This is a genomic window from Gottfriedia sp. NPDC057948 (genome assembly GCF_042887255.1).
Taxonomy (GTDB): domain Bacteria; phylum Bacillota; class Bacilli; order Bacillales; family Bacillaceae_G; genus Gottfriedia.
Window position 1 is genome coordinate 64005 of record NZ_JBHVPN010000009.1, and the last position, 14738, is coordinate 78742.

Here is a 14738-nt window from a genome sequence, read left to right on the forward strand (position 1 = left end):
AGATTATGCAAAATAAAAAGAAATTATCAATTCCGCGTTTAATGTTGGTATGTTTAGTTGTGGTAGCTGTAGGAGTTAGTTATTTTTATCGAGATAATATAGTCGTATTTAGTAAAATAGAAAAAACAAAAAAAACAGAAAAAACAGCGGCAGAATCAAATCCTTGGTTTGCCCCTTATGTCGATGCTACACTGACACCGCAATATGAATTTGAAAAAATTGATGGTAATGTTGTGCTTTCTTTTGTAGTAGCTAAGAATAAAAATAGTGCTGTTCCTAGTTGGGGAGGCGCTTATTCGATGGATCAGGCCTCTGAGGATTTAGATATAGATCGACGAATTGCTCGCCTACGACAAAAAGGGAGCGAAGTCATTGTTTCATTTGGTGGCTTATCCAATTCAGAATTAGCAATTACAACAACAGATGTTGGAAAAATAAAAAATGCATATGCTAAAGTAGTAAAGCGTTATGATCTGAATACAATTGATGTAGATTTAGAGCAAGAAGGCTTAACAAATAAGCATGCCGCTAAACTTCGTGGGGAAGCTTTGGCAAAATTGCAGCAAGAACGAAAAAAAGATAAAAAAGAGCTAGCTATTTGGGTAACATTACCAGTAACCCCACAAGGTTTGACTGAGGATGGTACGGATGCCGTAACAACATTATTGAGAGCTGGAGTAGATTTAGCTGGCGTCAATATCATGACAATGAATTATGGGGAAAGTCGTAATTCAGAACTTTCTATGGCAGACAATTCGATTAATGCCTTGAAAAAAACCCATCGCCAACTAAAGATTATTTATCAAAAACAAGGAGTTAACTTGAGCGATAAAGCATTATGGAGAAAACTCGGCGCAACACCAATGATTGGCCAAAATGATATCCAAGGTGAAGTTTTTGATTTAGAAGATGCTGCTAAGCTGAATAAATTTGCCATAGAAAATGGTTTGGGACGATTGTCTATGTGGTCAGCAAATCGTGACAGGAAGTCCAGTGAGAATAGTGTTGGAATTCAAAGTGTTTCCAACTTTTACAGTGGTGTTAAACAAAACAATCAAGAGTTTGCAACGATTTTGAAACAGAATATGAATGGTAGTGTTTCTAGTGATGCAAAACGAACAACCAAGTCAGATGTAACGAATATAGATTTGAATAAACCTGATGATCCGAAAACTTCCCCGTATGAGATATGGAATGAATCGACAACCTATTTAAAAGGTACGCGTGTTGTCTGGAGGCACAATGTGTATAGAGCTAAATGGTGGACAAAAGGAGATGCTCCTGATGCACCTATCTTAGATGAAAATACAATTCCTTGGGAACTTGTTGGTCCGGTATTGCCTGGAGAAAAACCAATACCAAAAGTTAGCTTGCCTAAAGGGACCTATCAGGAATGGGAAGAAGGACAAGTCTATGGAGCTGGTGATCGGGTAATAGTCAATGGCATCCCGTATGAGGCAAAATGGTGGAACAAAGATGAAAATCCTGAAAAACCACTTGCTAATGATGATGCAGCACCATGGGAACAGTTGACTCAGGATGAAATTAAGAAAGTGTTGAAGGAAATTCAGTAATAATGATGGTTAGGCTTATGATAGAAACGTGCTTAATTTTTGCCTACCCAAAATGAAAACAATGAAACAATATGAAAGTCCATATACCAGAAATGTCGATAAACCGGTATATGAACCCATTTAATAGCTTTCCACATTCAAGTATGTAAAAATAGAAGATTAATCAATATTTATATTCATAGTTTTTACATAAAATTGAGGACCTGCCGAATTACCCTAAATATATTAAAACAATTAAGGGAAAAAGCTATCGGTTTGAAACGCCTGTTAATTGAATATGAGTAAAACTAAAAAGCTAGGTGAATTCTTTTAAAGGATTCATTTTAGCTTTTTTATTTTTATAAGGCAGAGGCTTGGATAGAGAAATGTACTTTTATTAAAAATTAAATAAAAAATTTTTTTTTATACACACCCATTAGACAAAATGACTAAGAAAAAAACGTACAAACTGTATACAATTTTAAGGGTTAAACAACAAAAATGGACAATGTGTTTATTTATCATATATTGGTAAAAAATGAAATTTCGATATAACAAAAAAATACATAGAAAATACTTTTTTAAATGTTTTAGACTTAAATTAAGAAATTGTGTCAGAAAAGTAGGACTTTTGATGTTTTTTGTAAATTCGAGAAAAAGATGAAAAATAAGTAATTCGATACAGCATGGACGTAAGAAACATTGGTAAATGAAAAAGCTAGGTGAATCCAAATTAGGGTGTTCACCTAGCTTTTTATTTTATAAGTGCAGTAATCCAAAGTTGTAAGATCTTACTCAGCGTGATGTAACATATACGTATAAGCCGTGTCGTAAAGGTGCTCTAAATCAGCATCCGTCATGAAAACTAAGTCCTCAGTTGAAAATCCTTTTGTTAATTCCAAAAATTGAACCATGTTTTTACGTTCTTCTCTACTCATCATTAACAACACTCCCTTTGGTTTAAATGAATGATTAATTTGTTTTAATTCTGTATTAATACAGTGTATTTATTTATATTTTATTATATAACAGAAAAATCAAAATGTGCTAGTGATTTTTACTAAATAAGGAAAAAATTATTTTTATCATTTCATTGATTATTATTCATTTTTACAACGAATATATTATTTTAGAATAATATCTAATATTACAATTTTTATTAATGAATGTAACATAACTAGACAGGTTTGTAAGGGCTTCCATAAAATGGGTAAATAATCCGACAAAATACCTTGTTTTGTGGGAAATTTAACCAAAGTTTCCTATTTGTAGATTAATTTTTGCTTAACATTTAATTAAGTAATTGTTATACTAGGCACTGTTGAATCTGAGGGGATATTTTAATAGAATAATAAATGGATAGAATTTAAGGAGGAAGCGATGGAAGAGACGATTAGTTTACAGGAATTATTCGGCGTTATTAAGAAACGTCTAATCATGATAATTAGTATTACAGTTGTAGCCACAGTGGTTACAGGAGCTATTAGTTATTTATTTTTAACCCCGATATATCAATCTTCAACACAATTATTAGTTAATCAAAAAGAAACAAAGGATTCTTCGATTTATCAGAATAACCAAGTACAAACAAATGTTCAATTGATCAACACATACAATGTAGTTATAAAGAGTCCAGCTATTTTAAATGAAGTTATTAATCAATTAAATTTAGATTATACAGTTGCAGAACTGACTAAAAATATCGCAGTTGCAAACGAAGCAAATTCACAAGTATTTACGGTTTCTGTACAAGATCCTGATCGAAAGCAAGCTCAAGCGATTGTAAATACGATTGCAAGTGTTTTCCAGGAAAAAATTAAAACAATTATGAGTGTAAATAATGTAACTGTTTTAGCTAAAGCAGATTTAAGTGAAAATCCGATTAAACCAAATAAGAAATTAAACATTGCAATTGGTTTTGCTGTTGGATTAATGCTTTCAGTTGGTATTGCCTTCTTACTTGAGTTTTTAGATAACACAGTTAAGACTGAAAAACAGCTTGAAGAATTATTGGAGTTACCGATTCTAGGTGTTATTTCTGAAGTAACAAAGGGAAAGATCACTCCTAAAATAAAATTAAAATTGGGAAAGGGTGCGTAAAATGGTTAGAAAAACAACTAAAGAAAAATTAAAAAGATTTCTTATTACATTAACAAACCCTAGGTCACCATTTGCAGAGCAATATCGAACAGTGCGTACGAACATTCAATTTTCTTCGATCGATCGAAAAATAAAGTCAATTTTAGTGACGTCTTCTGAACCTTCAGAAGGTAAAACAACGACAATTGCCAATCTAGCTATTACTTATGCTCAGCAAGATAAGAAAGTTCTTTTAGTAGATGCTGACTTACGTAAACCGCAATTACATTCTGATTTTAAATTAGAGAATTTTAAAGGTTTAACAACTGCTATTGCACAAGAAAAGCCCTTAAAGGACGTTATACAAAAAACTGATATTAGCAATCTATCCATTCTAACTTCGGGTCCTATTCCACCAAATCCATCTGAACTATTATCTTCAGAGAAAATGAAGAAATTGATTGCACAAATGCATGAACAATATGATGTGATTCTTTTTGATGCTCCTCCATTGTTAGCAGTTACAGATGCTCAAATCATTTCACAAGTATGTGATGGAACGATTTTAGTTGTCCGCAGAGGATACACGGCAAAAGAAAAAATTAAAAAAGCAAAAGAGTTATTAACACTAGTAAACGCTAATATCCTAGGTGTTGTATTAAATCGAGCGGCACAGGATAAAGACGGTTATTACGATTATTATGGTAGTGAAAAGTGATTGATCTTCACTGTCATATTTTACCTGGCCTAGATGACGGTCCAATTACAATGGAAGATAGTATTAATATGGCGCGAGCAGCCGTGGACAATGGGATTCATACAATTGTTGCATCACCTCATCATCAGAACGGACGTTATAATACAGACAGAAAAGTGATCTTAGAAAAAGTAGAAGAGTTAAATAATGTATTAAATGAAAAAGCTATACCTTTAACGATTTTACCTGGTCAAGAGGTAAGGCTTTATGGGGAATTGATCCAAGACTTTGAGCTTAATCGAATTGTTTCAATTAATGATGGAAGACGCTATTTACTTTGCGAGCTTCCGTCATCTCATATACCACATTTTACAAATAAGTTGTTTTATGAGATACAAGCAAATCGAATGATACCGATTCTTGTACATCCTGAACGCAACAAAGTTCTTATAAACGAACCAGATATTCTTTTTGAATTTGTCCAAAAAGGGATTTTAACTCAACTGACTGCTTCATCAATAACAGGAAAATTCGGTAAAAAAATTCAAAAGTTTGCTTTTAAATGTATTGAGGCAAATTGGGTACATATTATTGCATCCGATGCACACAACACAAATAATCGGAATTTTGAGTTAATTGAAGCGTATGAAATCATTCGAGAAAAATTTGGGATAGAAACTGAGTTCCAAATGAGAGAAAATACTCAATCAATTTTGAATGGTGACGTTCTTTATCCAGAAGAACCACTTAAATTTAAACAAAATATTTTTAGTCGTTTACTCGGTATCTGATAAACGATTGGTGATATCTCCTAATCGTTACCAATGGGGGTACTCGGCTATATTGTGGTAGATGATTAAATTGATTAGTTTTCCGTTTATCTTAGTGCACAAATAGACCCCATGAATGACTCAAACTAAAGGGCTATGTGTATTTGAGAAAAGGAATGACAAATTTGAAATGATCTGCTTAGACGCTTGTCGTCAGAGGTATAGTGTGAGGAGGGGTTAGATGCCCTAAATACTATTTAAATTAAAAGAATATAGAGTTTCTTCTTGTGTATTTATTCACATGAATATAGAAGTGGAAACTTTATTAATTTGGGGAAAGAAAGCAATGGAGGGACTTAGAAAATGAAGAAAGTAAGAAAAGCAATAATACCAGCTGCGGGATTAGGAACACGCTTTTTACCTGCAACAAAAGCAATGCCGAAAGAAATGCTACCAATCGTAGACAAACCAACAATTCAATACATTGTTGAAGAAGCAATTGAATCAGGCATTGAAGATATCATTATCGTAACAGGTAAAGGAAAACGCGCAATTGAAGATCATTTTGATTATTCATATGAGCTAGAACAAAATTTATTAGAAAAAGAAAAATATGCACTATTAGAACAAGTAAAAGCTCCGTCTAATATTGATATTCATTATATTCGACAAAAAGAACCAAAAGGATTAGGTCATGCAGTTTGGTGTGCTCGTAATTTTATTGGGAATGAACCATTTGCAGTTTTACTAGGTGATGACATTGTTGAAGCAAAAACACCTGGCTTAAAGCAGTTAATGGACCAATATGACAACACATATTCTTCAGTAATTGGTGTACAAACAGTACCAGACGAAGAAACGCATCGATATGGCATTGTTGAACCGATTATGCAAGAAGGTAGGAGATACGAAGTAAAAAACTTTGTCGAAAAGCCAGCACCAGGTACAGCACCTTCTAATTTAGCGATTATGGGTCGCTATGTATTTACACCTGAAATTTTTATGTACTTAGAAGAGCAAAATATCGGTGCAGGTGGCGAAATTCAATTAACAGATGCAATTCAAAAATTAAATTCAATTCAGCGTGTGTTTGCATATGACTTTGAAGGAAAACGACATGATGTTGGTGAGAAATTAGGGTTTATAAAAACAACAATTGACTTTGCATTAAAGAATGAAGAATTAAGAGAAGATTTATTGAAGTATTTACATGACATGTTAACAGTAACTATTAAATAAGGATGGATGATCAGATTGAAAGCAATGAGGTTTGAACAATCAGAATATGCTTTACAACCACTCTTATCGAAAGAAGCTGTTGAAAAAAGACGGGGCTATTTGTTTACTAAGCGCTTAATGGATTTAATTGGTGCGTTTTTGGGTCTTTTATTATTATTACCAGTCTTTATTGTAGTAGCAATTTTTATTAAGTTAGAAGATCCAAAAGGTCCTGTATTTTTTTATCAAACTAGAGTAGGTAAAAATGGAAAAGAATTTAAAATGTACAAGTTCCGTTCAATGGTAACTGATGCAGAAGAACGATTAAAAGAACTTCTACAATATAATGAAGTTTCAGGTGCGATGTTTAAAATGAAGGATGATCCGAGGATTACTAAAATAGGGAAGTTTATTCGTAAAACTTCTATTGATGAATTACCGCAATTCTTTAATGTCTTATTAGGTGACATGTCTCTTGTTGGGCCAAGACCACCACTTCGGAGAGAAGTAGATGTATATACTACTTATGATAAACAGAGGTTACTAGTTATACCCGGTTGTACGGGTCTTTGGCAGGTTAGTGCTAGAAATAGTGTTGGTTTTGATGAAATGGTGGAATTGGATTTAATTTATATAAAAAACCGTTCGATTAGTTATGATATTAAGATTGTTATAAAAACAGCAAGTTTATTATTAGGTTCCAGAAATGCATTTTAAATTTTATAAAAAATTAGTTGAAAACTTGAATATTGCAATCGTTAAAGGGAGAACAGATGAGAATATTACACATAGGTGAATATGCTAGTGGAGGAGTAGCAACTTATATCAATACTTTATTAAAATACCAAGTAAAAGAAAAGAATCAAGTAAAGCTTATTGTAAGTGATGAGAATTCGGAGTCATTTAATAATTTTAAATCCCTAGTAATAAGAAAGAAATATAAAAGAAGTTTACTGTCGATTATTAAATATATTTTTAGTGTAAATAAGCTTATAAGAGAATACAATCCAGAGATTATTCACCTTCACGGCACTTTTGCTGGGCTAATTGGAAGGGTTTCGTTTATATTGGATCGGCTGTTTTTTAGGGAGAAAAAATCAAAATTAATTTACTGTTCACATGGTTGGTCTTTTTTAATGGATACTTCAAATTGGAAAAAAAAGGTATATTTTTATGTGGAAAGGGTACTTGAAAAGGTTACAGACTCTATTATTAATATCTCTCAATTTGAACATGAAGAAGCTTTAAAAATGGGAATGCCTAAAGAAAAAATGAAACTAATTAATAGTGGTGTAGAAACAGAGATAAAGAAGATAGAAAATATTAGTATAAAATTATCAGAAAATCATATTAACTTACTTTTTGTAGGCAGATTTGATAAAGCAAAAGGAATTGATATTTTACTTAAAACCTTTGAAACTAATAAATTCGAGAACATTCGACTGTACTTAATTGGGGATAAGGTACTCAATGATTTAGACATTAATATTCCTAAAAATGTATTCCATTTGGGTTGGGTTATGAATGAAGTAATGGATGCTTACTATAAACAATTTGATGCTGTAATAATTCCGTCTAGATGGGAAGGTTTTGGGTTAGTAGCAGCCGAGGCTATGAAAAATTCAAAGGCAATTATAGTAAGTAATAAGGGGAATTTACCGAATTTCATTGAGTATAATAACGGTTTAATTTTTAATATTGATTCTCCTAAAGCATTAGTGAAGATACTCGTATCATTGGAAAAAGAAAGATTGAAAGAAATGGGTAGAAATGGGGAAAAATTATTCTTACAAAAGTATACTAGTAACCATATGATGGAAAATATTGATCGCTTATATAAATCGTTAATTTAGATAAAGATTATTTTGTGAAAATCAGAGGTGGAATATGACAAAATTAAGTTTAGTCATACCAATATATAATGTTGAAGATTATCTTGTTGAATGTTTAGAATCAATAAATAATAGCAAAGAAAAGTTAAACGGCAAAGGAGAAATCCGTGTATTGTTGATTAACGATGGATCAAGTGATAAATCGGGCGAGATTGCAAAAGAATATGCTGAAAAATTTGATTATGAATATTATGAAAAAGCAAATGGGGGATTAAGTGATGCAAGAAATTATGGTTTAAGGTTTGTTAATACAGATTATGTTGCATTTTTAGATAGCGATGATAAAGTTACCCCGAATTATTTTCTTGAGGTTTTCAATGGGATAAATGAGAATCCAGATTTAATAGTATTCGATTGGTTAGATTATTTTTATGATAATTCAACAAGGAAAGTTAAAGGAATAGAGAACCAAGATGACTTATGGAGTGTTCAACCAAGTGCTTGGAACAAAATATATAGAACTGAATTGTTTAATGATATTAAGTATCCAGTAGGTAAGATTTATGAGGATGTGGGTACAACTTATAAATTAATTTCTAAAATTAAAAAATATAAATATTTGGACTCAGCATTAATTTATTATAGGAAAGGACGTAAAAATTCCATATTAACTACAATAAGCCCAAAAATTAACGATATTTATAGTGTTTTAGATGATACTTATAAGTATTATTATCCTGAAATTAAAGAAAATAAGATGTTATCTAAAGGTTTATGTTATCAGTATATTAAATTATTACTGTGGTCGAATATGTATAGGCAATTAAAATATTATAAATACAATTTTTGGGGATTCCATAAAAAAATGAAGGAGACTCGTGACATAATTTATAAATCCTTTCCAGATTGGAAGAAATGTGAGCTACTAAGAGAAAATAAACTTTATTTTGTCGAAAGGTTAGGTACAGATTATATAAGAAAGTTAGATAGTATTGGAAAAAGTCCGTTTCATACTTTAAATACAATGATATACGTAGTATTAAAAAATATAAAAAGAAAGTAGCAATAAAATGGAAATATATTTAATCTTTTATCTATTAACGTTCATTACTGGGATAATGACTGATAGAGAAATAATTACAATAAATAATAAGACTATTATAAATAAAACATTTTTTCTTAGAGCTAGTCTATTTATGCTATTTTTATGTGCTGCGTTACGGTTAGAAATAGGATCGGATTATTTATTGTACCAAAGTATATATAATTCTAGTTATGAAAAATATCTATCTATGGGTTGGGTATATACATTTGAAAGTGAATTTTTTAGATTTCTTGGCCTAAGTTTCCAATATTTTATAGCGTTTAATAGTTTTATATTTATGTTAGGAATTTATATATTACTAAAAAAATTTTCTAATTATAAATATATTTCTTTATTAGCATTTCTAGGATCATATGCATATTTTTCCAGTTTTAACGGGTTTCGTCAATATTCATCAATCTCATTAGTAATTATTTCTTTAATTTTATTTTATGATAAAAATAAAAAAATAACTGCAATATTAATATTCTTAATTTCATTGGGTATTCATAAAAGTTCAATAATGTTTTTACCTTTATATCTATTTTATATTATAAAAATTCGGCATAAAAACTATATTATTATTCTATTTATATGCCTTTTTTCGTTCTTTTTAATACCTGATAGTTTAAAGGATTTACTTTTTGTTAAAATTTTAAATTTAGATAGTTTCTTTCTAGATAAATACAGTGACACTGAAAGCATTACCGGGCTAGGAAGATCCGTATTTAATAAAATATTTTTTCTATTCTACTGGCTAGCCACTTTTATATATGTCATCTATAAATATAAAGAGAAAAAAAAGTTAGATTGGATTGATTATATTTATTTAGTATTTTTCATTATTAACGGCTTTTTACCGTTTTCCAATATTGTAAAAAGAATGTCGTATCTATATGAAATATTTTCACTTGTAATCTTCTCAAGATTATTAACACAAAAATTTTCAATTACTACTAAAAATGTGTTTAAAATTATTATTTTTAGTGTATTTCTAGTAAGGCTAATCTCAACATTAATGAATAATGGAGATGGAGTAGTGCCTTATAAAAATATTTTTTACCATTAATGGTTAGGGTGTGAGCGTTTGTTACCAAAAGTAAGTATTATTGTTCCAATTTACAATGTTGAAAAATATTTAACTAGGTGTTTAGATTCATTAATAAATCAAACTTATACTAATATCGAAATAATATTAATAAATGATGGTTCTTTAGATAAATCTGATGAAATCGCAATGAATTATGTAAACTTAGATAAAAGAATTAAACTATTTAATCAATCCAATCAAGGTCAAGCAAAAGCACGTAATGTTGGTATCTCTAAAAGTACTGGGGACTATATTATGTTTGTTGATAGTGATGACTGGCTTGATACAAGTTGTATAAGCTGTTGCGTAGATGAAATATTAAAAAAAGATGCTGACTTAGTAATTTTTGATATGAATCTAATAAAAAAGAATGCTACTTATTACCTGTCTTATGATCTTTCAATCTATGGGTCGCATTCGGGTCCTTGTAACAAATTATATAGTAAAAAGCTGTGGGTTGATAAATACTTCCCAATTGGAGTTTGGTACGAGGATTTAGGTATTATGCCTATAATTGTCAAAAATGCTAGAAATAAAGTTAAAATTAATAAGGCTTTGTATAATTATGATTTTACAAGAGAGAGCTCGCAATCTCATCAAATCCAGGAAAATAAAATTAGAGACATTCTTAAGATGTTAGATCTTGTTTATCTTGAATTGGTTGATTATCAAAAAAAGGATGAGTTAGAATATCTTTTTATTCAACATATATTAGGTGGAGCAGTGTATAGAAAAGCACTATTAATTAAAGATAAAAATGTTAGAAAAGAAATAATAGATGAGTCAATGGAATATCTTGAGGATAAATTTCCAAGTTGGATTATGAATGGCCATTTTAGGTCTAATAATAATCTAGTATCTATAATTGAAAGAAAACTAGCATATTTTATTATAAACAAAAAATATTCAACGATAACAATAATTTGGAATCTTTTAAATTCTATACGGAGAATAAAATGAAAAAAATACTAGTAGATGTTTATTGTAATAAAAATTTTGGAGATGATTTGTTTTTAAAAATTTTGTTTGAAAGATATGAACATGTAGATTTTTATTTGCAGAATGCAGATTATCAATATAAAAACATAATTAAGGATTCTAATATTTTAAATAATAATAAGATGAAGAGATTAATTTTTAAATTGTTTCAGCCATTTATTATTAGTAAATTTGATGGTTATATTTTAATCGGTGGATCCATGTTTATGCAGAATTCATTATGGAAAAAAGTATTTTATACAAGAAGTAGCTTAATAAAGTCTTTTGTTAATAAAAATAAAAAGGTTTATATATTAGGGAGTAATTTTGGTCCATTCAGTGATCAAAACTTTTTAAAAAGTTATACAAATTTATTTAGCAAATTTTCAGATGTATGCTTTAGGGATATGTATTCATTTACATTGTTTAAGAATTTGAGAAATGTAAGAGTTGCTCCAGATATAGTGTTCAATTTGAAGGCTCCTAAAGTTACTAAAATAAAAAATTCAGTAGGTTTCTCTTTAATAGATTTAGAAAATAGACATGGTTTAGAACAGTATAGTTCCGATTACGAATATAAAATGGTAGAACTAGTAAAAAAATTAATCGATTCAGATAAACAAATTACCTTCTTTTCGTTTTGTGAGGAAGAAGGAGATGTAAAGGTTATAAATAAAATATTATCTCAACTAAATAAAGAATATTCTAAAAAAATAAAAATAATTAATTATAATGGTCAAATCGACTATTTTTTAGAGGAATTGGGAAAAATGGAATCGTTTATTGGAGCAAGATTTCATTCTATTATTCTTGCGAAAATATTTAACCAAAGTTTTTATCCCTTAATTTATAGTGATAAAACTTTTAATGTGTTAAAAGACCTAGAGGAATCTGATAAATGTACTTATATTAGGGATATTGCTTCACTTGATACTAACGAATTAATAAAGCATTTAAATGAAAAAACAATACTAAATCAACATGTAAAAGTGGAGGCAGAAGCACAGTTTAAAATGTTAGATAAATTTTTAAATAATGAAAACAAAAATAATGTAAGTAATAATTATAAGGTGATGAATAAGTGAAAAAAAAATTTTTAATATATTTATTAGGGAACTTTGGATCAAAGTTTTTATCTTTTTTAATAATACCCTTATATACAAGCTTTTTATCACCTAAAGACTTTGGAGAATATGATTATTGGATAACAATTATTAGTTTGTGTTCTACAATAATTGGCATGCAAATATTTCAAGCTGTTTATATGGAAGTTATTAGTAGTAAAAATGATATAGGGAATGCTAAAGAATTTATTAATGTTGGTTTAAATCTAATAATAATACAAGTTTTATTTAGTCTAGTTATTTTGATATTTTTGAATGTCCTTAATATAACTAATTCATTTTACATTTGGTTTATTATTATCTTAAATATTTTTAATGATTATTTTAATCAAGGGATAGCTAGAGGCTATGAAAAGAATGTTATTATGGCTAATTCTGGAGTAATTCAAACTGTAATTTCAATCTCATTAACAACAGTTCTATTATATAATAATGAAAAATTTAATATTCATAAACTGGATATTTTATTTATTGGCCAATCTTTTGGGCTGTTAGTGTCAGTATTGTTTACTTTTTTTGCACTAAAAAAAGTAAAATTATTACCTAAACTAAATATTTCCCTCGAACAGCTAATGAAATCTTCCAAAATGTTAGCTTTTGCTCTTCCTTTAATTCCTTCTACTATTAGTTGGTGGGTTGTAAATGTATCCAATCGATTTATTATTGTAAATTATTTAGGTAAAGATGCAAATGGAATTTATGCTATGGCAAATAAATTTCCGGCATTTATAATAATTATCAACACAATTATTATAACAGTTTGGCAAGATCAAGCTATATTAACTTCTAAAGATTCAAATAAAAGTAAATACTATTCCTATCAGTTATATAGGTATATATTTGCTCAATTTATTGCAGTAATTATTTTTACAATTGGATTTAAAATTTTTGGCTCATATTTATTAAAAAATTCATTTGATCAAGCGATACAGTATGTACCTCTACTATTATTTTCGACGACCCTTTCTGGTATTGCAGCTTTTTACGGAACTTTTTACATTTCTGAAAATGATACACTTGGATCCTTTTTTACAACTTCCTGGGGTGCAATATTGAGTATCATTGTTAATTTAATTTTAATAGATTATTTAGGTCTTTACGCTTCAATTCTTTCCACAATAATATCTTTTTCATTAATTTGTTTATTAAGAGGTATTAAATTTAAAAGGATAATAGGTATAAAATTTCCACATAAGATATTTTATATATATATAGTAGCATTTTTTACATTATATCTGTTGTTTTATCAATCGAAAGTCTTTTTTTGATAATATATTTTTATAGTTTAATGTAAATTATTTATAAAGTTATATATTAAGTGAAATTTATATTTAAATAGAATAATAGATAGGGTGAAATATGAATAAGCATGCATACCTAATAATATCTCATAATAATTTTGAAATATTAAAGAAATTAGTTCAACTTATTGACGATGAAAGAAACGATATATTCATTCATATTGATGCTAAAGTAGAAGATTTTGATTTTTATTTCTTTAGTAATTTGCCACAAAAATCTAACATCTATTTCACCGATAGGATTTCTGTAAGTTGGGGAGGGTTTTCCCAAATTGAAAGTGAATTAATACTATTGGAAAGTGCATCAAAATATAATTATGAATATTATCACTTGTTATCTGGAGTGGATATGCCATTAAAAACACAAGATTATATTCATGATTTTTTTGAAAAAAATAAAGGTAAGGAATTTCTTGGTTATTCAAAAAAATGGGATAAAACAAGAGTTAAATACAAGTTTTACTATAATGAAATATTAAGACATAAAAATAATAGTTTATCGATAGTGTATAAAAAGCTTTTAAACAAAATATTTTTAGTGTTTCAGGTATTATTGATTATAAATAAATCAAAAGAAATTAATTTTTATAAAGGTACTAATTGGTTTAGTATAACTGATGAATTAGTTAAGTACATTATTAAAAATAAGCAAGAAATAAATAAAATTTATAAACATTCTATTTTATGTGACGAAGTATTTATACACACTTTAGTAATGAACTCTAGTTTCAAAGATCGCCTTTATCGTTTTTACCATGAAGATGAATACGAAGCTAATTTAAGGTATATAGATTGGGTACGAGGCAATCCATATGTATTTAAGGTAAATGATTTTGATAGTCTTATAAATAGTGAATTTTTATTTGCCCGTAAATTTGATGAAAAAGTAGATTTTGATATTGTTAAAAAAATATTTATTAATTTAAAAGATAAATCATATGAGTAAAATATGTAAAAAAGTTAACCTTTAACCAGCAAAGTTGTTTAAAGAAGAAACTTGGAGGGAGAGATA

Annotated in this window: 14 protein-coding genes; 13 read left to right on the top strand and 1 reads right to left on the bottom strand. The window is 28.7% G+C overall.

Annotated features, from left to right (window positions below; genetic code table 11):
- Window positions 1-5: 5 nt before the first annotated feature.
- Complete coding sequence (locus ACFVRR_RS14765) at window positions 6-1574, top strand: chitinase (RefSeq protein ID WP_387329855.1); 1569 nt, start codon at window positions 6-8, stop codon at window positions 1572-1574.
- Between the two features lie 770 nt (window positions 1575-2344).
- Here ACFVRR_RS14765 and ACFVRR_RS14770 read toward each other — a convergent pair.
- Window positions 2345-2494: a BH0509 family protein gene (locus ACFVRR_RS14770; protein ID WP_175403455.1), complete on the bottom strand. Its 150-nt coding sequence runs from the start codon at window positions 2492-2494 to the stop codon at window positions 2345-2347.
- Window positions 2495-2933: 439 nt separating this feature from the next.
- Here ACFVRR_RS14770 and ACFVRR_RS14775 point away from each other — a divergent pair, with 439 nt between their 5' ends.
- From ACFVRR_RS14775 to ACFVRR_RS14830, 12 genes are all read left to right on the top strand, one after another.
- Window positions 2934-3653 carry a YveK family protein gene (locus ACFVRR_RS14775; RefSeq protein ID WP_387329858.1) on the top strand — a complete coding sequence of 240 codons (720 nt, stop codon included), beginning with the start codon at window positions 2934-2936 and terminating at the stop codon, window positions 3651-3653.
- 1 nt (window position 3654) lies between these two features.
- Entirely contained in the window at window positions 3655-4350 is a 696-nt protein-coding gene (locus ACFVRR_RS14780; protein ID WP_387329861.1) for a CpsD/CapB family tyrosine-protein kinase, read from the top strand.
- On the top strand, window positions 4347-5120 hold the full coding sequence (locus ACFVRR_RS14785) for a tyrosine-protein phosphatase (protein ID WP_387329864.1): 774 nt from the start codon (window positions 4347-4349) through the stop codon (window positions 5118-5120). Before ACFVRR_RS14780 ends, ACFVRR_RS14785 begins: the two co-directional genes overlap by 4 nt.
- 342 nt (window positions 5121-5462) lie before the next feature.
- Complete coding sequence (gene galU / locus ACFVRR_RS14790; RefSeq protein ID WP_387329867.1) at window positions 5463-6338, top strand: UTP--glucose-1-phosphate uridylyltransferase GalU; 876 nt, start codon at window positions 5463-5465, stop codon at window positions 6336-6338.
- A gap of 6 nt (window positions 6339-6344) precedes the next feature.
- On the top strand, window positions 6345-7034 hold the full coding sequence (locus ACFVRR_RS14795) for a sugar transferase (protein ID WP_387329869.1): 690 nt from the start codon (window positions 6345-6347) through the stop codon (window positions 7032-7034).
- A gap of 56 nt (window positions 7035-7090) precedes the next feature.
- Complete coding sequence (locus ACFVRR_RS14800) at window positions 7091-8170, top strand: glycosyltransferase (protein WP_387329871.1); 1080 nt, start codon at window positions 7091-7093, stop codon at window positions 8168-8170.
- A 34-nt stretch (window positions 8171-8204) separates the two neighbouring features.
- Complete coding sequence (locus ACFVRR_RS14805; RefSeq protein WP_387329874.1) at window positions 8205-9212, top strand: glycosyltransferase family 2 protein; 1008 nt, start codon at window positions 8205-8207, stop codon at window positions 9210-9212.
- A gap of 55 nt (window positions 9213-9267) precedes the next feature.
- Entirely contained in the window at window positions 9268-10302 is a 1035-nt protein-coding gene (locus ACFVRR_RS14810; RefSeq protein ID WP_387329877.1) for an EpsG family protein, read from the top strand.
- 18 nt (window positions 10303-10320) lie between these two features.
- Entirely contained in the window at window positions 10321-11283 is a 963-nt protein-coding gene (locus ACFVRR_RS14815; RefSeq protein ID WP_387329880.1) for a glycosyltransferase family 2 protein, read from the top strand.
- Window positions 11280-12386, top strand: a complete 1107-nt coding sequence (locus tag ACFVRR_RS14820) for a polysaccharide pyruvyl transferase family protein (RefSeq protein WP_387329883.1) — start codon at window positions 11280-11282, stop codon at window positions 12384-12386. Before ACFVRR_RS14815 ends, ACFVRR_RS14820 begins: the two co-directional genes overlap by 4 nt.
- Window positions 12383-13693, top strand: a complete 1311-nt coding sequence (locus ACFVRR_RS14825) for a lipopolysaccharide biosynthesis protein (protein WP_387329886.1) — start codon at window positions 12383-12385, stop codon at window positions 13691-13693. The genes ACFVRR_RS14820 and ACFVRR_RS14825 overlap by 4 nt, the downstream gene beginning before the upstream one ends.
- A 91-nt stretch (window positions 13694-13784) precedes the next feature.
- Window positions 13785-14672: a beta-1,6-N-acetylglucosaminyltransferase gene (locus tag ACFVRR_RS14830; RefSeq protein ID WP_387329889.1), complete on the top strand. Its 888-nt coding sequence runs from the start codon at window positions 13785-13787 to the stop codon at window positions 14670-14672.
- The last annotated feature ends 66 nt before the right edge of the window (window positions 14673-14738 follow it).

What these genes read in the sequence shown, in the direction of transcription:
- ACFVRR_RS14765 (WP_387329855.1), top strand. Translation starts at nt 6, where the DNA reads ATGCAAAATAAAAAGAAATTATCAATTCCGCGTTTAATGTTGGTATGT.
- ACFVRR_RS14830 (WP_387329889.1), top strand. Translation starts at nt 13,785, where the DNA reads ATGAATAAGCATGCATACCTAATAATATCTCATAATAATTTTGAAATA.
- ACFVRR_RS14795 (WP_387329869.1), top strand. Translation starts at nt 6,345, where the DNA reads ATGATCAGATTGAAAGCAATGAGGTTTGAACAATCAGAATATGCTTTA.
- ACFVRR_RS14770 (WP_175403455.1), bottom strand. Translation starts at nt 2,494, where the DNA reads ATGATGAGTAGAGAAGAACGTAAAAACATGGTTCAATTTTTGGAATTA.
- ACFVRR_RS14805 (WP_387329874.1), top strand. Translation starts at nt 8,205, where the DNA reads ATGACAAAATTAAGTTTAGTCATACCAATATATAATGTTGAAGATTAT.
- ACFVRR_RS14810 (WP_387329877.1), top strand. Translation starts at nt 9,268, where the DNA reads ATGACTGATAGAGAAATAATTACAATAAATAATAAGACTATTATAAAT.
- ACFVRR_RS14775 (WP_387329858.1), top strand. Translation starts at nt 2,934, where the DNA reads ATGGAAGAGACGATTAGTTTACAGGAATTATTCGGCGTTATTAAGAAA.
- ACFVRR_RS14780 (WP_387329861.1), top strand. Translation starts at nt 3,655, where the DNA reads ATGGTTAGAAAAACAACTAAAGAAAAATTAAAAAGATTTCTTATTACA.
- ACFVRR_RS14820 (WP_387329883.1), top strand. Translation starts at nt 11,280, where the DNA reads ATGAAAAAAATACTAGTAGATGTTTATTGTAATAAAAATTTTGGAGAT.
- ACFVRR_RS14800 (WP_387329871.1), top strand. Translation starts at nt 7,091, where the DNA reads ATGAGAATATTACACATAGGTGAATATGCTAGTGGAGGAGTAGCAACT.
- galU (WP_387329867.1), top strand. Translation starts at nt 5,463, where the DNA reads ATGAAGAAAGTAAGAAAAGCAATAATACCAGCTGCGGGATTAGGAACA.